Source organism: Caenispirillum salinarum AK4 (assembly GCF_000315795.1).
Lineage (GTDB): Bacteria > Pseudomonadota > Alphaproteobacteria > Rhodospirillales > Rhodospirillaceae > Caenispirillum > Caenispirillum salinarum.
This window is the reverse complement of sequence record NZ_ANHY01000013.1, coordinates 134,881-152,502: the sequence shown is the minus strand read 5'-3', so window position 1 is coordinate 152,502 and position 17,622 is coordinate 134,881. Positions and strand designations below refer to the sequence as shown.

Sequence of the window (17,622 nt, the reverse complement as noted above, 5' to 3'; positions counted from 1 at the left end):
CGCATCCTCGAACGGCGCGGGACGCCTCCGGATCGGTCCGGTGGCCCTGGTCAGTCCCAAGCCGGTCTACCGTGCGGTCGTGGCGGAATTGGTAGACGCGCAGCGTTGAGGTCGCTGTCCCCGAAAGGGGGTGGAAGTTCGAGTCTTCTCGACCGCACCAGGTTTCCAACCGGGGCCGTCCGCGTGCACGCGGCGGCCCCGGTTGCCGTTTCAGCCTTGGAAAAACTGGAAAAAGCCCGCCACCCGTGCTTTAACGGGCGCACCGGAACGCGTACATGACGGGAGAGGGCTTCCCCCCGCCGCTCCCGTCATGCAGGCGTCCCGGAGATGGGCAAGACCTCGGGCACAAGGGGGACGTCCGCCATGGAGAACCGGGTACGCAGCCTGCCGCGCGAGGAATCGGGTCAGCCGGAGGAAATCTTCGGCCTGGACCCCGATTTCGTGGCGGAAATCGACGATGCCCTGGAAGACGGGCACGAGGACGTGGTGCGCGAGCTGGTGGTGCCGCTGCACTACGCCGACTGCGCCGACCTGATCGAAAGCCTGCACGGCGAGCACCGCCAGCGGCTGATCGAACTGCTGCGTCCGGACTTCAACCCGGAAGTCCTGCCGGAACTGCCCGACGACATCCGCGACCAGATCGTCGAGACCTATGGCTTCGCCGATTTCGCGGCCATCATCGAGGAACTGGATTCCGACGACGCCGTCTACATCCTCGACCGCCTGGACGAGGCGGAGCAGGCCCATGTGCTGGCGCGCCTGCCCATCGAGACGCGCACCATCATCGAGCAGGGCCTGAACTATCCGGAATACTCCGCCGGCCGCATCATGCAGCGCGAGCTGGTGGCCGTGCCGAACTACTGGACGGTCGGCGAGGCCATCGACTACCTGCGCTCCAATGCCGTCCTGCCGGAGGATTTCTACGTCCTGTTCGTGGTCGACCCGCGCCACCGGCCGGTCGGCGTGGTGCGCCTGAACCGGCTTCTGCGCGCCAAGCGCCCGGTCAAGCTGCGCGACGTGATGTCCACCGAGATGGACATCCTGCCCGTGGACATGGACCAGGAGGACGTCGCCTTCCTGTTCCGCCGCAAGGACCTGCTGTCGGCGCCGGTCACCGATGCGTCGGGCCGGCTGGTGGGGCGCATCACCATCGACGACATCGTCGACGTCATCGACGAAGAGGCCGAGGACGACATCCTGCGCCTGGCCGGCCTGTCGGAAAGCTCCATCTACGTCAGCACGTGGGAAACGGTGCGCAATCGCTTCACCTGGCTGCTGGTCAACCTGGGCACGGCCATCCTGGCCTCGCTGGTCATCGGCCTGTTCGAGGACATGCTGACCAAGGTGGTGGCGCTGGCCGTCCTCATGCCCATCGTCGCCAGCATGGGCGGCAACGCCGGCACACAGACGCTGACCATCGCCGTGCGCGGCCTGGCCATGAAGGAACTCACGCCGTCCAACGCCATGCGCATTCTCGGCAAGGAACTGCTGGTGGGCGGCATCAACGGGCTCGCCTTCGCGGTGCTGACCGGCGCGGTGGCCTGGGCGTGGTTCGACGAGCCCATGATCGGCGCGGTCATCGCCATGGCCATGGTCATCAACCTGGTCATTGCCGCCCTGGTGGGCCTGCTGATCCCCCTGGGGCTGGAGCGGTTGAAGATCGATCCCGCCGTCGCCTCGGGCGTTTTCCTTACGACGGTGACGGACGTGGTGGGCTTCTTCGCCTTTCTGGGGCTCGCCACCATCTTTCTTCTATAGACCCGCGGCCTTCCCGCCGCCGCGCCCGATCCACCGCAGGGGAGCCCCGCCCGGTTCATGCTGTTCCGCCGCCGCTACCTCAGCCGCCTGGAAAAGGACCTCGACCGCTGGATCGACAAGGGCTGGGTGGTCTCCATCCGCCGCGATGCCATCCTGAACGACGCCGCCGAGGCTGCGGCGCGTGACGGAAAGCCCCAGACGGCGGCACTTCTGGCCATGCTGGGGGCGCTGCTGCTGGCGGCCGGGGCGCTGGCCTTCGTCGCCGCCAACTGGGACGAGATGGGCCGCGCCGACCGCCTGGCCGTGCTGTTCGCCGCCCTGACGGCCGCCTTCGCCGGCGGCTGGTGGTTCGAGGGGCGCGGCGGCCGGCCGCGCGTGGGGCAGGGGCTGATCCTGCTGGGATCGGTGCTGTTCGGCGCCGGCATCATGCTGGTGGCGCAGATATACCACATCCAGGCGCATTTTCCCGACGGCATCCTGCTGTGGGGCGCGGGCGCCCTGGCGGCGGCCGTGCTGATCCCCAGCCAGGGCTCGCTGTGGCTGGCCTTCGGCCTGGCCGGCCTGTGGTCGGTGCAGGAGACCCTGGCCTTCGATGCCCTTCCGCACTGGCCCTTCCTGCCCGCCTGGGCGGTGCTGGCGGCGGTGGCCGTGCGGCACCGTTGGTGGACCTGCCTGGACTTCAGCGTGCTGGTGCTGGCCGGCTGGTACGCGCTCGCCGGCACCCGGTTCGCCCTGGAGGTGGCGGACATGTCCGGGACGGGAGCGGCGGCGGTGCTAATGGTGCCGGCCCTGGCCGCCTGGGTGGCGGGGGAGGCCGTGCCCCGCGTCGGCTGGCTGCTGCACGCCCTGGGGCTGCTGGGGACGGTGCTGTGCGCCTACATCGTCACCCAGCCCGACCTTGAGGCCCCCGCCGCCGAAGTGGCGCTGGGCGCGGCCGGAGCCGGTGTCGGGTTGGCGGTGCTGGCGGCCCTGGCGGTGCGGGCGCGCGGGCGCGACGGCGGCGGCCTGTGGGAGCGCCTGGGCCTGGTCGCTCTGGCGGGTCTGCTGGCGCCCCTGCGGGTCGGGCTGGAAAGCTGGAGCGGGGCCGTCGCCGCCGACTGGGGCATGATCGCCGGCTTCCTGCTGCTGGTGGTGGCCCTGGCGGTTCACGGCGGGCGCAGCGGCAGCCCGCTGGCGCGGCGCGTGGCCTATGGTGCCTTCGCGGTCGACATCGTCGGGCTGTACTATCGCGGCGACGTGTCGCTGTTGTCCTTGTTCGTGTTCTTCACGCTGGCCGGGGCCGCCCTGGTGGTATCGGCCCTGCGGCTGGAGAAGCGGGCATGAGGTGGCGGCTTTCTCGCGGTGCGCGTGTGGCGCTGGTGGCAGCGGCGATGATGGGCGTCCTGGTCGCCATGATCGCCTGGCGCCAGTGGCCCCTGATGACCGGCCGCGAGATCGTGCTGGAGACCGAGCCCGTGGACCCGCGCAGCCTGTTCCGCGGCGACTACGTGGACCTGACCTACGAGGCCTCGATCCTGACCCAGGCGGAAATGCCGCTGCCGGACGTGGCGCCGGGCCAGACCGTCTACGTGCCCCTGGCCGGCCCCACCGAGCCCGGCGGCGGCTGGCGCGCGGCGGGCGTGATGACGCAGCGGCCCATCGGTCCGATTCTGTACCTGGAGGGGCGGGTGGCGACGGTTCACCGCAATCCGCCCGTGCCCGCACCCGCCGGCGAGCCCGAGCCGCGCCTGCCGCCCTCGTGCGGCGCGGAGGGGTGCATGGTCATGGGCATCGACTACGGCATCGAGAGCTATTTCGTGCCCGAGGACACCGGCGGGCGGCTGGAGGCCCTGGCGGCGGAGGGCGGTCGCCTCGGCGTCATCGTCGCCGTCGACCGCCGCGGCCGGGCGGCGGTGGCCGGCCTGACGGTGGACGGCGAGCGGATCAGCCGCGAAGGCCTGTTCCAGACCCTGCCGGGGCTGCCGTAACGGAAACTGCGCTTGCTTTACGTTTACGTTCACGTAAACTAAGGCCTTATGATGACCGAGCGCACCTATTCCATCAGCGACCTGTCGCGCGAGTTCGACGTGACCGCGCGCGCGATCCGTTTCTACGAGGACAAGGACCTCATCCAGCCCATGCGGGAGGGGCAGCGGCGGATCTACACCGCGCGAGACCGGGTGCGTCTGAAGCTCATCCTGCGCGGCAAGCGCCTGGGCTTCTCGCTGTCGGAAATCAAGGACATCCTGGACCTCTACGACACCGACATGGGCGAGAGCCGCCAGTTGGAGCTGCTGCTGGACAAGATCGAGGAACGCCGCCGCGCCCTGGAGGCCCACCGCCGCGACATCGACCTGACGCTTGCGGAAATGGACGATCTGGAGCGCCAGTGCCGCGAAAACCTCAAGGAGCGTGCCGGGGCGGACTGAAGTCGTTCTGTTCCGTCCCGTCGCGGGCGGTCAGACGTACCCCAGGAAGGCCACCGCAATGGCGGCCACCGTCATGATGCCCACCAGGAACCAGCCGCGCAGGTGGTTGGTCTTTTCGTCGGTCTTCTCGGCACGAAACCCCGACAGCGCCCAGATCGCGGCGGACGCGACCGCGAAGAGAATGCCGAACTTGATGACGTAGAGCATGAGGTCCATGGGCTGACCCTACACCGTGTCGGGACTTGCGCAAAGGCGCGGGCTTATTCCTCCCGCACGACCCGGCCGTCCTCGTCGATCTCGAAACCGGGCTTGATCTCGCCGGGGCCGGGTGGCGCCTGGAAGCCCCAGCGCAGGGGTGGCAGCTCCGCCAGCGCCACGGGGCCCAGGTAGAACATCCGGTCCTGGATGGTGATGGGCAGGTCCAGCGCGGCCGGTCCGCCGTCGGGCGGCTGCCTGGCCATCACGCCCAGCACGACCTTTGCAACGCTGGCGTCGCGCGGGCGGATGACGCCCTGGTCCTCCAACTGCTCCAGCGCCTCGAAAAATCCGCGAATCTGCGCCGTCAGGGCCGCCTGGGGCTGCAACCAGTCGTCCAGGGTCAGCGTGCCGACGGCACCGATGCGCATGGGGCCGGCGGCGAGCGTCAGGCGGTCGACCTCCATGGTGCCGCCGTTCTCCTGCCAGGCGCGCAGCCGGGCCTTGAGGTTGGGGCCGGGCGGCAGGTCCTCGGTCACCACGGCCTTGAGCGTGACCTCCTGCAGCATCCGGCCGGTGGGCAGGGCGGCTTCGGGCGGCAGGTGCAGGCCGCGCAGGTCGATGGACAGGGCGCCGAAGATGCCGGTGTCGTGCGCCTCGGTGCGCTCGAACAGGCTGGCGCGGCCGCCGGGATTGTGCTCGAAGGCTGCGGTCAGCGAGCCCAGTTCCACCACCGCAGCGTCCAGGGCCAGCCCCTCGGTCCGCACATCCTTGAGGTCGACGCGGCCGTAGGACAGGCCGCCGTCGTCGGCCAGGTCCACCTGGACGACGGCGCGCGCGGCGGTGGTGCGGGTGGTGAAGACCCGGCCGTCGGCGACGAAGTTGACGAAGTGCTCACCGGTGCCGTCGACCGTCAGCAGGCTCGGGTTCCAGGGGCGGGCGGAGATGGTCACGACGGGCGCGGCCCAGCCGCCGCCGCCCTCGTCCTCGGGGAAGCGCACCTGCGGGTCGCGCAGGGTGACCGTCACCGCACCCGGAAATCCCGACGTCTCCAGCGCCGACCACATGACGCCGTAGCCCGTCTCGCGCCGCTCCTCCGCCCAGTCGCGCACGGCGTCGCGGGCGGTGTCGGCGGCCAGAAGCCACGCCGCGCCGTAGCCCCCGGCAAGGACGGTGAGCAGCGCGAGGCCGGCGAAGAGGGGGGCGAAACGGGATGTCATGACGGTCGGTCTTGCCAGAGTGGGGCCGGATGGCGACGATGGGCTTCCCGCACCATGATCCGAAAGGCGTGGTTTGGGGAAGCCATTTTCGCAAGGTGGGCGGACCGGGGCTGTGCCGCCCGTCACGCCGGCGCCCAGACCTGCCGCCGCTCTGCAGCCGAGGCACTTTTCGAAAGGACCCGAGGCCCATGACGACCCTTGTCCCGCCGCCGGACCCCGGCTTCCATCCCGGAGGCGCGCCTGAGGGGGATTTCTGGGTGTTCGCCTACGGTTCACTCATGTGGCGGCCGGACTTTCCGTACAAGGAAATGATCCCGGGCGTCGTGCGCGGCTACCATCGCGCCGCCTGCATCCTGTCCATCCGCTATCGCGGCACGCCCGAGGTTCCGGGTCTGGTGCTGGGCCTGGACCGGGGCGGCGCCTGCCGGGGAAGGGCCTATCTTGTGGATGGCGCGAACCGGGCGGAGGTGGTTTCGTACCTGGACAACCGAGAACTGGTCACCGGCGTCTACAAGCGCCGCAACCTGACCTGCACCCTGGACGACGGCCGCCGCGTGGCGGCCTACAGTTTTGTCGCCGATCCCGGCCACCGCCAGTACGCCGGCCGCTATACGACGGCGGAGAAAGTCGCCGTCATCCGCCAGGGCGTGGGGAAGAAGGGCCGGTCGCGCGATTATATCGCCGAAACCCTGGCGCAGCTCGAGGACCTGGGCATCCACGACGGCCAGCTTGCCGCCCTTCTGCGCGTCGTCGACCACGAGGAGGTGGTGCAGGGCGCCCTGGGCGACTGACGCTGTGCACGCACGAAAAGGGCGGCTCCTGGCGGAGCCGCCCCTTCCATCGGTCAGACCGTGCGGAGGCTTACTCCTTGTAGGCCTCTTCCGGGCCCGGCACGATCTTGATGTAGTCGCCGTTGGACGACTTCATGAAGCCCGGCTCCCACGTGTCGCTGCGGATGATGGAGATGGTTTCGCCCTTGGGCTCTTCGGCCGGGGCCAGCAGCACGTAGTCGCCCTGGTCGGACTTGACGTAACCCGGCTTCCACGTCTCGCTGCGGACGATCTGCATGGGGTAGCCTTCGGCTTCCTCCTGCGTTTCCGGGACGATCATGCGGTAGTCGCCCTGGTCGGTCTTGGTGTACCCGGGCTTCCAGGTGTCGCTGCGCAGAATTTCGGTTTCGAAGCCTTCGGCGGCCAGCGACGGCGTGGCAGCAAAGCCCGCGACGGCGGTCATGGCGGCGGCGAGCATGAGATTGCGATGCATACCCATCGGTGATCTCCTCCTTTTTTCTTCAGGTCACGGAAGCGGCGCCCGGTTTCAAGGGTGCGGCGCCGCCGCCGCAAGGTCTCTATGCCCACCCAACGACTGCCCCGCGGGAGAGGTTCGGAAGGTTTTCGCGACGATTAGGAGAAAAGTTCACCAAGCGCGCGCCAGTGCCGGGCAGGCGGCGCTGCGACGCTTTCCTGGTGCTGGCCCTGGTGCTGGCAAATAGAAACTGAACGGTTTAGTATGGTGGACGTTGATGCGCCAACACTCGACCACCGCGCCAGAGGTTCCATGCCCGACTCCTCCCGCTCCACCGCCGCGCCCGCGCCGGCGAAGTCCGAAACCCGCAGCGAGCGCAAGCGCCGCTGCATCCTTGAAGCCGCCCGCGCCCTGTTCGCCGACCATGGCTATGCCGCCACCAGCATCGACATGGTGGTGGAGCGTGCCGGCGTCTCCAAGCCCACCGTCTATGGCCATTTCAAGAGCAAGGACGACCTGTTCGCCGCCGCCGTGCAGGCGCAGGCCGATGCCTTTACCGGTCACACATGCGAAGTCATGTCCCTTCCGGCTGAAAAGGGCATCCGGGCGGTCGGCCAGATGTACCTGGACATGGTGACCGGGGCGGAGGCGCTGGCCATGCACCGCGCCATCGCCGCCGAGGGTCACAACTTCCCGGAATTGGCGCAGACCTTCTATGAAAGCGGCCCGGCGCGGGTGGCGGGCATCATGGAGGAATACCTGCGGGCGCTGGATGCGCGCGGCGCGCTGGCGGTGCCCGATCCGGGGCTGGCGGCGGAGATGTTCCTGGGCATGCTGCGCGTGGCCTTCTATCGCGCCGTTTTCGGCCTGCCCAACACGGCGCGCTGCCGCGACGTGGTGGTGGACGAAGCGGTGCGCGTCATGCTCAGCGCCTATGCCGCGTCCGCGCCGGCGGGCGGCGGTCAGGAACAGCGCGAGTAGCCGCAGGCGGTGCAGGTGTCGCAGCCTTCCTGGCGCACCAGCGCCGGCTGGCCGCACTTGGGGCAGGTGCGCAGGCGCGCCGGGCCGCCGGGTTCGTCGGCCCCGCCCGGACCGGCGCCGTTGCCGTTGGAGCGCCCGAGGCGCGGCAGGTCGTCCTCTTTCAGGAAGCCGATGCGGATCATGTGCTGCTCGATCACCCCGCCGATGGCGGCCAGGATGGAGGGGACATAGCGGCCGTTCATCCACTGCCCGCCGCGCGGGTCGAACACGGCTTTCAGTTCCTCGACCACGAACCCTATGTCGCCGCCGCGCCGGAACACCGCCGAGATCATGCGCGTCAGCGCCACCGTCCAGGCGTAGTGCTCCATGTTCTTGGAGTTGATGAAGACCTCGAACGGCCGGCGGCGGCCGTGTTCCACCACGTCGTTGATGGTGATGTAGGTGGCGTGGTCGCTCTCGGGCCAGCGCAGCTTATAGGTATAGCCGGGCAGGGTTTCCGGCCGGTCCGGCGGGGCGGTAATGGTCTCGGGCACGCGCGGGCCGGGGTGGGGTGGCTCGGGCGCGCCGGGTTCGGGCGGCAGGGTGTCGGTGGGCAGGCCGGCGGCGGCGTTGCCTTCCTCGCGCGCCAGTTCCAGCACCGCCCCCGTGACCGCGTTGGGCCGATAGGTGGTGCATCCCTTGCAGCCCAGGTCGTAGGCCTGGCGGTAGACGTCCTGGAAGGCCTCGAAGTCGATGTCCTCGGGCACGTTGATGGTCTTGGAGATGCCGCTGTCGATGTATTTCTGCACGGCCGCCTGCATGACCAGATGGTCCCGCGGACTGAGTTCCATGGCCGACACGAAGGCTGGCGGCAGGGGCGCGTCGCGGCCGAAACGCTCGCGGAACAGGGCATAGGCGAAGTCGGCCACCGTCTCCTCGCGCCGGCTGCCGTCGGGCATGAGCACGCGGCGGGTATAGGTGTAGGAAAACACGGGCTCCAGCCCCGATGACACGTTGTCGGCATAGAGCGAGATGGTGCCCGTCGGCGCGATGGAGGTCACCAGCCCGTTGCGCATCCCCGTGGCGGCGATGGCCTCGCGCACGTCGCCGTCCAGCGCCTGGATGGTGGGCGAGGCCATGTAGGCGTCGCGGTCGTAGAGCGGAAACGGCCCCTTCTCGGCGGCCAGGGCGGCAGAGGTCAGGTACGCCGCCCGCTGCAGCCGCGCGAGCCATGCCTCCGTCAGCCGCACCGCGTCGGCACTGCCGTATCGGGCGCCGCACATCACCAGGGCGTCGGCCAGTCCCGTCACGCCCAGCCCGATCCGCCGCTTGGCCAGCGCCTCCTGCCGCTGGGCGTCGAGCGGATAGCCCGAGACGTCGATGACGTTGTCGAGCATGCGTACCGCCACCGCGACGCGCGCCTCCAGAAGGTCCAGGTCGAGCGCCGCCCCCTCTTCGAACGGCCGGTCCACCATCTTCGCCAGGTTCACCGACCCCAGCAGGCAGGTGCCGTAGGGCGGCAGCGGCTGTTCGCCGCAGTTGTGGACGTACAGGCCGTTGGCGTCGAAGGCGTTGGCACCGGGAATGCTGCAGTCGAAGACGGCGCGGCTGCCGTCTTCGGTCAGGCCCGCCACCGTCGCGGTGGGGCGGGGCGCCGGCGGTGGCCGGCTCCCGGCGGCCGTCAGGGCCTCCAGCCGGCCGGTGCGGGTGGCGTCGTGGCTTCCCACCAGCCACGCGAAGCGGCGCAGGCCCGGCCCCGCCAGCGTCAGGACGGACGCCGGGTCGCTGCCTTCGGTGTCGCCCCGCATCGCCGGCAGCCCGAGGCGCAGGCACAGGCGCTGCGCCGCCGCCAGCACGCCCGGGCTGGCGTGGGCGATGCGCAGGCGGGCGGCGTCGGGACCGGCGTCGTCGAGGGTTCCGGCCCCGTCGGCCAGACCCCGCAGCAGGCCCACCTGAAAAGCGGTGGAGGCCGACTCCATGGCCGGTGTGATGATGGGCGCGTCGGCCTCGGGCCCCAGCCCCAGCGAGCGGGCGAGGGCACGGACGCCGTCGTGGACCAGCATGCGCCGGCCGTCCTCGTCCTCCAGGTGCTCGACGCCGTCGGTCGCTCCGGTGGCGCCGGGCAGGCCGCGTGCCGCCCGCGCCGCCGCCTCCGCCACGTCGGCCGCCGTGCCGTCGGCGGGCAGGCAAAGAACGGCCGTGTCCGCCTCCAGCCGGCCGCCGCCAATCAGCAGGCCCATGAGGTAGCCCTCGGGTTCCTGGCCGGGGCCGGTCCAGGCGGGGGCGGCGGCGTGGTCGTGCAGCAGGACCCGGTCGCCGGGCCGCAGGTCGCCGGCCGGGCGCCATGTGCCGTCCGCCAGGCGCACCCGGTGGTTGGGCGTCAGGGTCAGCGTCGGACCCTCGCGGGTTTCCAGCCGCAGGACCGGCCGCGTCCCGGTCGCGAAGAAGCCCTGCGGCGTCGAGGCGTGCGGCACGCCGTCCACCAGCGCGGTGAACGGCCGCTTGATCAGCTCGGCCACCTGGCGCGGCCCCTCGGCGGTATGAATCCAGGTGTCGGCGGTGACGCACGGGTTGGTGCTGCTGATCTCCTCGCAGTAGCGCAGGGTGTTGCGTTCGTTGATGCGGTCGATGAAGATGACGCCCGGTTCCGCCACGTCGTAGGTGGCGCGCATGATGCGGTCCCACAGGGCACGGGCGCGGATGGTGCGGTAGGTGACGCCGCCGAAGACCAGCGGCCAGTCGGCGTCCTCGCGCACCGCATCCATGAAGGCGTCGGTCACCAGAACCGAGACGTTGAACATGCGCAGGCGGCCGGGATCGCGCTTGGCGTCGATGAATTCCTCGATGTCGGGGTGGTCGCAGCGCAGGACGCCCATCATGGCGCCGCGCCGGCTGCCGGCGGACATGATGGTGCGGCACATGGCGTCCCACACGTCCATGAAGCTGATCGGGCCGGAGGCGTCGGACTGCACGCCCTGCACCGGCGCCCCCCGCGGGCGCAGGGTGGAAAAGTCGTACCCGATGCCGCCGCCCTGCTGCATGGTCAGGGCGGCCTCCTTCAGGTGTTCGAAGATCGAGGCCATGTCGTCCTCGATCCGTCCCATGACGAAGCAGTTGAACAGCGTCACCCGCCGCCGCGTGCCGGCGCCCGCCAGGATGCGTCCGGCGGGCAGCACCACGAAGTCGCGCAGGGCTTCCAGGAACCGCGGCTCCCATGCCGCCGGCTCTGCTTCCGGCGCGGCCAGGGCGCGGGCGACGCGGGCCCAGGTGTCTTCCACCGTGCGGTCGATGGCGGTGCCGTCGGCCTGCTTCAGCCGGTACTTCATGTCCCAGATCTGCTGGGCGATGCCGGTGGGCTCGTGCATGCGCGGCCGACTCCGAGGAATTTCAATGCTTTCCCGAAGACAACGATGGGCGCGCGCAACCCGTGCGTCAAGCGCCACGGCCGCACGTCATCCACAGGTGCCGCAACGTAGCGACTCCCGGTGAAACCAGGGATTCGGCGGTTTTCCACAGTCATCCACACCCTGTGGATCAAAAACTGTCCACCAGGTTATCCACAGGCGCGGGCGCATGCGGCGTGGACAAGACGGCTCTACTCCGCCGGCATGCCAGAGGCATCGGCGCCGGTGGCGGTGAAGCCGGCCTCGCGGTTGAGACGGGCGCAGGCGTCTTCGATGCGCTCGTGCAGGGTTTTCATGAAGACGCGCTTGTCCTGCCCCGGCGGGATCGGCTCCAGGAACTCGACCACGATGGTGCCGGGGTACTTGATGAACGACTGCCGCGCCCAGAACAGGCCCGAGTTCAGGGCCACCGGCACGACAGGCAGGTCGAGCCGGCCGTAGAGCGCGGTGATGCCGGGCTTGTAGGGGCGCGAATCGCCCGGTGGCGTGCGCGTGCCTTCCGGGAAGATGACGAGCTGGCGCTGTTCCTCGGCGGCCTGGTTGGCAGCCTTGACCATGAACTTCAGCGCCTTGGCGCCGGTCGACCGGTCGATGCCGATCTGCTGTGTGCGGGCCATGTACCAGCCGACGAAGGGAATGTGCAGAAGCTCCTTCTTCAGGATGTAGACAGGGTCGGCCAGCACCCCATGAAAGAAGAAGGTGTCCCACGCCGACTGGTGCTTGGCGGCGACGATGCAGCGCCCGTCCGCCGGCAGGTTCTCCAGCCCCCGGATCTCGTAGCGCAGGCCGACCATCCACCGGGCGAGTGTGAGGATGCCGCGTGTCCACAGCCGTGCCGCCGCCTTCATGGCGCCCTTGGGCAGCACCAGCAGGGGAATGAACATCAGGCAGCAGACGACCGTCCACGACAGCCAGGCGACATTGAACAGAAGCGAGCGCAGGAAGGTCACGGCGGCGGAAATCCCAGAATGCTCAGGAAGAGATGGGCGGAAGGGCGGCGGCGGGGCCGGCGCCGGTCAGAAAGTGGCGCAGGCTCGCCAGGAGATACTTGGTGTATTCGGTGGCGATCAACAGGGTCGTGCCCGGCCAGCGCCACCAGTCGTTCTGGCGCACGCGCTCGGGGAAGACCGGGTGCGGCACGATGGCCACCTGCGGCATGGCGCGCTCGAACTCCAGCAGGCTGCGGCGCATGTGGTAGCCCGCGGTGACCAGCCGCAGCGACCGCAGCCCCCGGTCGCGCACGAACACGGCCGTTTCCACGGCGTTGCCGATGGTGTCGCCGGCCACCGTCCCCAGCCGGATGCGGCGGCGCAGGGAGTCGGGCAGGTCGTCGGGCAGGTCGGGCGTGCCCTTGAGCACCGCCGACAGGTCCAGCGAGGGATGCACGCCCGAGATGAACAGCATGTCGGCGCGGTCGGCCAGCAGCAGGGACAGGCCGGTCTGCAGCCGCTCCGACCCGCCGGTCAGCACGACGATGGCGTCGGTGCGGGTGTCTGGATCGGCGACCTCGTCGGGAATGTCGGCGGCATACCACACCAGTCCCGCCGCCCAGGCCAGCGCCAGCACGAGGGCGATGCCGGCGCCGCTCCACAGCCAGCGCAGCATGCGGCGCCACAGCGGACGGGCGCCGCGGCTGCCGTGGCCGGAGGCGGAGCGGGAGCGGGAGTCGTCGGCCATGGCGGCGGTCCTTCGCCTAAACCATGCGGCGCAGGGCCCGGCGCACGGTCATGCGCGCGGTCACCAGCGCCAGCAGGGCGGCACCGGCCGGCACCAGGGCGAGCGCCATCCAGTCCCAGAACGACAGCGAGAACGGCGGCAGCAGGCCCTGCTCCATGTCGGCCGCCAGCCAACTGACCAGCATGAGTGTCGGCATGGCGACCAGCAGGCCGATCAGCCCGCCCTCCAGCGTCCAGCCCACCATGCGGGCGGCGAACTGCTGGGCGATGTAGCGGTCGTGCGCGCCGATCAGGTGCAGCACCTCGATCTGTTCGCGGTGCACCTCCAGCCCCAGCCGCGTGGCATGGACGACGGTGGCGGCAGTGGCGGCGGCGACCAGCCCCACCACCAGCACGCCCAGCAGCGACAGCCCCTCCGCCAGGTCGATGATGCCGGCCAGCCAGACCTGATGGTCGTCCAGCGAGACGCCGGGCACCGCCTCGCGCAGGGTTTCCCCCAGGGCCTTGAGGTCGGGCCGGGCGTCGGCGGCGATGCGCACGTCGATCAGGCGCGGCAGCGGCAGGTCGCGCACAAGGTCCGACGCCCCGAGCCAGGGTTCCAGCAGGGCGACCAGGCGCGGCTCTTCCAGCGGCTCGGCGCTGGCGACGAAGGGACGGTCGCGCAGAACGGCCAAGGCCTGGGCCACCCGCCGGTCCGTTTCGGCCCGCGCGCTGGCGGGATCGACGCCGGTCGCCGGCACGATCTGCACGGTCACCGTGCCGGCCACGTCGCGGCGCCACTCGTCCAGCACGCCGCCGACGGCCAGCGCGCCGGCCAGCGCCAGCACGGCCAGGAACACCATCATGGCCACCAGCCACGGCAGGTAGCGGCCGGTCGAGTCGGCGCTGATCGGCAGGTTGGCGCGCGGAGCGAAGAAGGGGATCATCAGCCGTCGCTCCGCGCCGCCAGCGAAGCCGGGGGAACAGGTCCGACGCCGGCCATGGCGCCGGGCGCGGCGGGGCTGCCGCCCTCGGCGGCGCCTTCCTCCACGTCGGCCAGTGGCGGCAGCACCTCCAGCCGGCCGCCGCCGGCCAGGTTCAGGCGCGGGAAGCGGAAACGGCGCACCAGGGTTTCGTTGTGGGTGGCGATGACGACGGTGGTGCCCAGGCGGTTCAGCTCGGCGAACAGGTGCAGCAAGCGAAAGGCGATGCGGTCGTCGACGTTGCCGGTGGGTTCGTCGGCGACCAGCACGTCGGGCCGGTTGATGACGGCCCGCGCGATGGCGACGCGCTGCTTCTGCCCGCCCGACAGCGTCGGCGGCTTGGCGTTGATGTGGTCGGCCAGGCCCACCCAGGTCAGCAGCTCCGGCACGTGCTTCTGGATGTCGGATTCGGACACGCCCGCCACACGCAGCGGCAGGGCCACGTTGTCGAGCGCGCTCAGGTGGTCGAGCAGGCGGAAATCCTGGAAGACCACGCCCAGGCGGCGGCGGATGGGCGGCAGGTCGTCGCGTTTCATGGCGGTGATGTCGCGGCCGAAAATGCCGATCAGCCCGCGCGACGGCCGCCGCGCCAGATAGAGCAGCGACAAAAGCGACGTCTTGCCCGTGCCCGAGGCACCGGTCAGGAAATGGAACGAGCCCGGGCCCAGGGCGAAGGTCACGTCCTGCAGCACTTCGGGGCCGTTGCCGTAACGCAGACCGACGTTCTCGAAGCGCACGACGGCGTCCTGGGTATTCGGGGAAGTCCGCACGGTTTCCTCACCTTCACCGGGCCGCAGGTTTACATGGCCGGCGCCGATCCGTCCAGCCGGACCGGTGAAGCTTGTGTTGATAAAGCGCAAGTCCTATAAGTATCAGAGCTTTTTTGCGAGACAAGCAGAACGAATGATCGTCAGCTGCCCGAACTGCGAGACCCGCTTCACGCTTCCCGACGGTGCCATCGGTGCATCCGGTCGCAAGATGAAGTGTGCCAAGTGCGGGCACAAGTGGCACCAGATGCCGGAGGACAACGAGGCCGAGGCCGCGTCCGCTCCCATGGAAGAGGCGGCGGCGGGCGATGTTCCCGCTGGTGCGGCGCCCGAGCCGGCCACCGCCGGCGGCGGCGCCGACGTGCCGCTGGAGATGGACCCCGGCACCCCGGCCCCGCGCCCGGCGACGGAGCCGGACGGCGGCGACATCCCCATGGAGTCGGGGCCCGGCGGTCGGCGGCCGGAGGCGGATGACGACACCACGGACCTCAGCGCCATCGCCGCCATGCTCGACAACAACGACCTGGGCGGCGACGACGACCTGGACGACGAGGCGGAGCGCCAGGACCTGGGACGCCTGCTCGACGCCGACGAGCCCGATCCCATCCCCTCCATGTTCGGCTCGCCCGACGATGAAGACGATAAGCCCAAGCGGCGCTGGCCCGTGGTGCTGGTCCTGCTGCTGGTCGTGGTCGGCGGCCTGGGGGCCGGCGCCTGGTACGGGCGGCAGCAGGTGGTGGCCTGGGTGCCGCAGACGGCGCCGCTCTACGCCGCGCTGGGCGCACCGGTGCAGACGCTTGGCATGGGCCTGCGCTTCCAGAACGTCGCCGGCGAGCGCGTGGTGGAAGACGGCGTCGACACGCTGATCGTGCGCGGCTTCATCGCCAACGTGGCGGGCGGCGAGCGGCCGGTGCCGCACCTGCGCCTGACCCTCTACGATGCCGAGGACAATCCGGTGCAGTCCATGGTTTCGCGCCCGCCGCAGGAAACGGTGGCCTCCGAATCGACGGCCGGTTTCCGCCTGACGCTGGAAAACCCGCCGGCCACCGCCCGCCGATTCGAGGTGGACTGGACCGACGCGCCGGAAAGCGGTGCGGCGCCCAAGGCGCAGGAGCCGGCCTCGGCCAACGCCCAGGGCTGACTCCCGCCGACGTCGGCCGCGTCATGATCCTCCCTGTATAGATTTAGGTAGCGGGGCACCACCCCTGCGCCCGTGACGGTGGGCTCTCCGTCCCATCAAGATGCTCCCGAACGGTCTGGCCGCCGTCAGGGGGAGCATCATGACATCCACGTTGTTCGATCGTGTCAGCGCCGACGTGCGCCGGCAGATGCCTGCGCTGTTTCTGTTCAGCTTCCTGGCAAACCTGTTGCTGCTGGCCAGCTCCATCTACATGCTTCAGGTGTTCGACCGGGTGCTGTCCAGCGGGTCGCTGGACACGCTGGTGTGGCTGACGGTCATCACCCTGGCGGCCATCGCGGTCTACGGCCTGCTGGAGCAGGCGCGCCGGCGGCTGCTCGCGCGGATCGGCGCCTGGCTGGATACCGAACTCAGCGCCCCGGTGATCCGCCGCGCCATCGAGCGGCGGTTGACGCGCGGCCCGGCCTCCACCACCGCGCCTGACGCCGGCCTGTCGGACGTGGCGGACGTGCGCGGCTTCGTCGGCGGCGAGTCGGTGCTGGCCTTCCTGGATGCGCCGTGGACGCCGGTGTTCATCGCCATCATCTGGCTGATCCATCCCGTGCTGGGCGGCATCGCGCTGGGCGGGGCGGTGGTGCTGTTCCTCTGCGCCGTTTTCAACGACCGGCTGACGCGCGGCCCGCAGCAGAGCGCTGCCACTCGCGTGCGCCAGGCGGCGGCCGCGGCGGGCCGCTATGTGGACAGCGCCGAAACCGTCGCGGCGCTGGGCATGACGCGGCCGCTGCTGGATCGCTGGCGCCGCGCCCACCAGGAGGCCCACGGCCAGAGCCTCGCCGTTTCCGACACCACCGCAGGCCTGTTCAACATCTCGCGGTCGGTGCGTCTTGCCCTCCAGGTCGCCATCCTGGGGACCGGCGCCTGGCTGGTTCTCCAGGGGGCCGTCACCGCCGGCGCCATGATCGCGTCCTCCATCATCCTCAGCCGCGCGCTGTCGCCGGTGGAGCGGTCCATTTCCGCCTGGCGGGGCTATGTCTCGTACCGCGCCGCGCGCCGCAACCTGGCCGCACTGTTCGAGGGAACGGACCGGGACGCCGCCGCCGCGGTCTCGCTGCCCCGCCCGGAAGGGCGCCTGACGGCCGAGGCCGTGCGCTTCACCCCGCCCGGATCGGCCGAACCCATCCTGCGCAAGATCGACTTCGCGCTGACGCCCGGCCAGACCTGCGGCGTCGTCGGGCCCTCGGGGTCTGGCAAATCGACGCTGTGCCGGCTGATCGTCGGGGCATGGCGCCCCACCCACGGGCATATCCGCCTGGACGGCGCCGATGTCGGCCGCTGGGACTCCGACGATCTGGGCCGGCATCTCGGATACCTGCCGCAGCAGGTGGAGCTGTTTCCCGGCACAGTGGCCGACAACATCGCCCGCATGTGCGACGCCGACGACGCCGAGATCATCGCCGCCGCGCAACTGGCCGACGTGCACGAGATGATCCTGCGCCTGCCGGACGGCTATGCCACCGACGTCGGGGTCCACGGCGCCCGGTTGTCGGGCGGGCAGCGCCAGCGTATCGGGCTGGCGCGCGCCCTGTTCGGCGACCCGGCGCTGATCGTGCTCGACGAGCCCAACAGCAACCTCGACGCGGACGGAGACCGCGCCCTGCTGCGCACCCTGGAGCACCTGAAGGAGACAGGCCGCACCATCGTGCTGGTGGCGCACCACCCGGCCATGCTGCGCTCCGCCGACGTCGTGCTGGTGCTGCGCGAGGGGCTGGTGGCCGCCTTCGGTCCGCGCGACGAGGTGCTCAAGGCGGCACTCGGCCGCCGTGCCGGGGCTCGGCCGGCACCGGTGGCGGCCGCCGCCTCTCCGGTTCACCCCAAGGCGGCGGAGTAGG

The 17,622-nt window shown here is 70.5% G+C and carries 16 protein-coding genes and 1 tRNA gene; 9 read left to right on the top strand and 8 right to left on the bottom strand.

Translation table 11 applies throughout. The features are described from left to right. Nucleotides 1–73: 73 nt before the first annotated feature. The 5 genes from C882_RS13755 to C882_RS13735 all read left to right on the top strand — a co-directional run bounded on the left by C882_RS13755 (nucleotide 74) and on the right by C882_RS13735 (nucleotide 4,166). Nucleotides 74–160: transfer RNA gene (locus C882_RS13755), tRNA-Leu, on the top strand. A 203-nt stretch (nucleotides 161–363) separates the two neighbouring features. Next, complete coding sequence (gene mgtE, locus C882_RS13750; protein WP_043645542.1) at nucleotides 364–1,758, top strand: magnesium transporter; 1,395 nt, start codon at nucleotides 364–366, stop codon at nucleotides 1,756–1,758. 57 nt (nucleotides 1,759–1,815) lie between these two features. Further along, a complete protein-coding gene (locus tag C882_RS23335) occupies nucleotides 1,816–3,081 on the top strand; it encodes a DUF2157 domain-containing protein (RefSeq protein ID WP_009541228.1) in 1,266 nt (421 codons plus the stop codon). After that, entirely contained in the window at nucleotides 3,078–3,725 is a 648-nt protein-coding gene (locus C882_RS13740; protein ID WP_083875882.1) for a GDYXXLXY domain-containing protein, read from the top strand. Before C882_RS23335 ends, C882_RS13740 begins: the two co-directional genes overlap by 4 nt. A 48-nt stretch (nucleotides 3,726–3,773) precedes the next feature. Next, nucleotides 3,774–4,166, top strand: coding sequence for a MerR family transcriptional regulator (locus C882_RS13735; protein WP_009541226.1), 393 nt, complete (start codon nucleotides 3,774–3,776; stop codon nucleotides 4,164–4,166). Nucleotides 4,167–4,196: 30 nt separating this feature from the next. On the opposite strand, the gene C882_RS13730 is transcribed toward C882_RS13735, so the two are convergent. Next, nucleotides 4,197–4,382 (bottom strand): hypothetical protein, encoded by a 186-nt coding sequence (locus C882_RS13730; RefSeq protein WP_009541225.1) that lies wholly within the window; start codon nucleotides 4,380–4,382, stop codon nucleotides 4,197–4,199. A gap of 44 nt (nucleotides 4,383–4,426) precedes the next feature. Next, complete coding sequence (locus C882_RS23330; protein WP_009541224.1) at nucleotides 4,427–5,581, bottom strand: DUF2125 domain-containing protein; 1,155 nt, start codon at nucleotides 5,579–5,581, stop codon at nucleotides 4,427–4,429. A gap of 188 nt (nucleotides 5,582–5,769) precedes the next feature. Here C882_RS23330 and C882_RS13720 point away from each other — a divergent pair, with 188 nt between their 5' ends. Further along, nucleotides 5,770–6,372 (top strand): gamma-glutamylcyclotransferase, encoded by a 603-nt coding sequence (locus C882_RS13720; RefSeq protein WP_052000161.1) that lies wholly within the window; start codon nucleotides 5,770–5,772, stop codon nucleotides 6,370–6,372. 70 nt (nucleotides 6,373–6,442) lie between these two features. On the opposite strand, the gene C882_RS13715 is transcribed toward C882_RS13720, so the two are convergent. Then, on the bottom strand, nucleotides 6,443–6,850 hold the full coding sequence (locus C882_RS13715; protein ID WP_043645541.1) for a hypothetical protein: 408 nt from the start codon (nucleotides 6,848–6,850) through the stop codon (nucleotides 6,443–6,445). A gap of 288 nt (nucleotides 6,851–7,138) precedes the next feature. Between C882_RS13715 and C882_RS13710 the strand changes: the two genes are divergently transcribed. After that, entirely contained in the window at nucleotides 7,139–7,807 is a 669-nt protein-coding gene (locus C882_RS13710; protein WP_052000160.1) for a TetR/AcrR family transcriptional regulator, read from the top strand. Here C882_RS13710 and C882_RS13705 read toward each other — a convergent pair. The 5 genes from C882_RS13705 to ftsE all read right to left on the bottom strand — a co-directional run bounded on the left by C882_RS13705 (nucleotide 7,789) and on the right by ftsE (nucleotide 14,598). Continuing rightward, complete coding sequence (locus C882_RS13705; protein ID WP_009541220.1) at nucleotides 7,789–11,151, bottom strand: ribonucleotide reductase N-terminal alpha domain-containing protein; 3,363 nt, start codon at nucleotides 11,149–11,151, stop codon at nucleotides 7,789–7,791. The genes C882_RS13710 and C882_RS13705 overlap by 19 nt on opposite strands. Nucleotides 11,152–11,381: 230 nt before the next feature. Then, nucleotides 11,382–12,140 (bottom strand): lysophospholipid acyltransferase family protein, encoded by a 759-nt coding sequence (locus C882_RS13700; RefSeq protein ID WP_009541218.1) that lies wholly within the window; start codon nucleotides 12,138–12,140, stop codon nucleotides 11,382–11,384. 22 nt (nucleotides 12,141–12,162) lie between these two features. Next, entirely contained in the window at nucleotides 12,163–12,867 is a 705-nt protein-coding gene (locus tag C882_RS13695; protein WP_009541217.1) for a YdcF family protein, read from the bottom strand. 16 nt (nucleotides 12,868–12,883) lie between these two features. Continuing rightward, on the bottom strand, nucleotides 12,884–13,792 hold the full coding sequence (locus C882_RS13690) for a cell division protein FtsX (protein WP_009541216.1): 909 nt from the start codon (nucleotides 13,790–13,792) through the stop codon (nucleotides 12,884–12,886). After that, nucleotides 13,792–14,598, bottom strand: a complete 807-nt coding sequence (gene ftsE, locus C882_RS13685) for a cell division ATP-binding protein FtsE (RefSeq protein ID WP_322090749.1) — start codon at nucleotides 14,596–14,598, stop codon at nucleotides 13,792–13,794. The genes C882_RS13690 and ftsE overlap by 1 nt, the downstream gene beginning before the upstream one ends. Nucleotides 14,599–14,731: 133 nt before the next feature. Between ftsE and C882_RS13680 the strand changes: the two genes are divergently transcribed. Together C882_RS13680 and C882_RS13675 are read left to right on the top strand one after the other, a co-directional pair. Continuing rightward, nucleotides 14,732–15,736: a DUF3426 domain-containing protein gene (locus C882_RS13680; protein ID WP_043645540.1), complete on the top strand. Its 1,005-nt coding sequence runs from the start codon at nucleotides 14,732–14,734 to the stop codon at nucleotides 15,734–15,736. A 139-nt stretch (nucleotides 15,737–15,875) separates the two neighbouring features. Further along, the gene (locus C882_RS13675) at nucleotides 15,876–17,621 is read left to right on the top strand and encodes a type I secretion system permease/ATPase (RefSeq protein ID WP_009541213.1); all 1,746 of its coding nucleotides are present in this window, start codon (nucleotides 15,876–15,878) and stop codon (nucleotides 17,619–17,621) included. Nucleotide 17,622: the final 1 nt, after the last annotated feature.

What these genes read in the sequence shown, in the direction of transcription:
- mgtE (WP_043645542.1), top strand. Translation starts at nt 364, where the DNA reads ATGGAGAACCGGGTACGCAGCCTGCCGCGCGAGGAATCGGGTCAGCCG.
- C882_RS23335 (WP_009541228.1), top strand. Translation starts at nt 1,816, where the DNA reads ATGCTGTTCCGCCGCCGCTACCTCAGCCGCCTGGAAAAGGACCTCGAC.
- C882_RS13740 (WP_083875882.1), top strand. Translation starts at nt 3,078, where the DNA reads ATGAGGTGGCGGCTTTCTCGCGGTGCGCGTGTGGCGCTGGTGGCAGCG.
- C882_RS13735 (WP_009541226.1), top strand. Translation starts at nt 3,774, where the DNA reads ATGATGACCGAGCGCACCTATTCCATCAGCGACCTGTCGCGCGAGTTC.
- C882_RS13730 (WP_009541225.1), bottom strand. Translation starts at nt 4,382, where the DNA reads ATGGACCTCATGCTCTACGTCATCAAGTTCGGCATTCTCTTCGCGGTC.
- C882_RS23330 (WP_009541224.1), bottom strand. Translation starts at nt 5,581, where the DNA reads ATGACATCCCGTTTCGCCCCCCTCTTCGCCGGCCTCGCGCTGCTCACC.
- C882_RS13720 (WP_052000161.1), top strand. Translation starts at nt 5,770, where the DNA reads ATGACGACCCTTGTCCCGCCGCCGGACCCCGGCTTCCATCCCGGAGGC.
- C882_RS13715 (WP_043645541.1), bottom strand. Translation starts at nt 6,850, where the DNA reads ATGGGTATGCATCGCAATCTCATGCTCGCCGCCGCCATGACCGCCGTC.
- C882_RS13710 (WP_052000160.1), top strand. Translation starts at nt 7,139, where the DNA reads ATGCCCGACTCCTCCCGCTCCACCGCCGCGCCCGCGCCGGCGAAGTCC.
- C882_RS13705 (WP_009541220.1), bottom strand. Translation starts at nt 11,151, where the DNA reads ATGCACGAGCCCACCGGCATCGCCCAGCAGATCTGGGACATGAAGTAC.
- C882_RS13695 (WP_009541217.1), bottom strand. Translation starts at nt 12,867, where the DNA reads ATGGCCGACGACTCCCGCTCCCGCTCCGCCTCCGGCCACGGCAGCCGC.
- C882_RS13690 (WP_009541216.1), bottom strand. Translation starts at nt 13,792, where the DNA reads ATGATCCCCTTCTTCGCTCCGCGCGCCAACCTGCCGATCAGCGCCGAC.
- C882_RS13680 (WP_043645540.1), top strand. Translation starts at nt 14,732, where the DNA reads ATGATCGTCAGCTGCCCGAACTGCGAGACCCGCTTCACGCTTCCCGAC.
- C882_RS13675 (WP_009541213.1), top strand. Translation starts at nt 15,876, where the DNA reads ATGACATCCACGTTGTTCGATCGTGTCAGCGCCGACGTGCGCCGGCAG.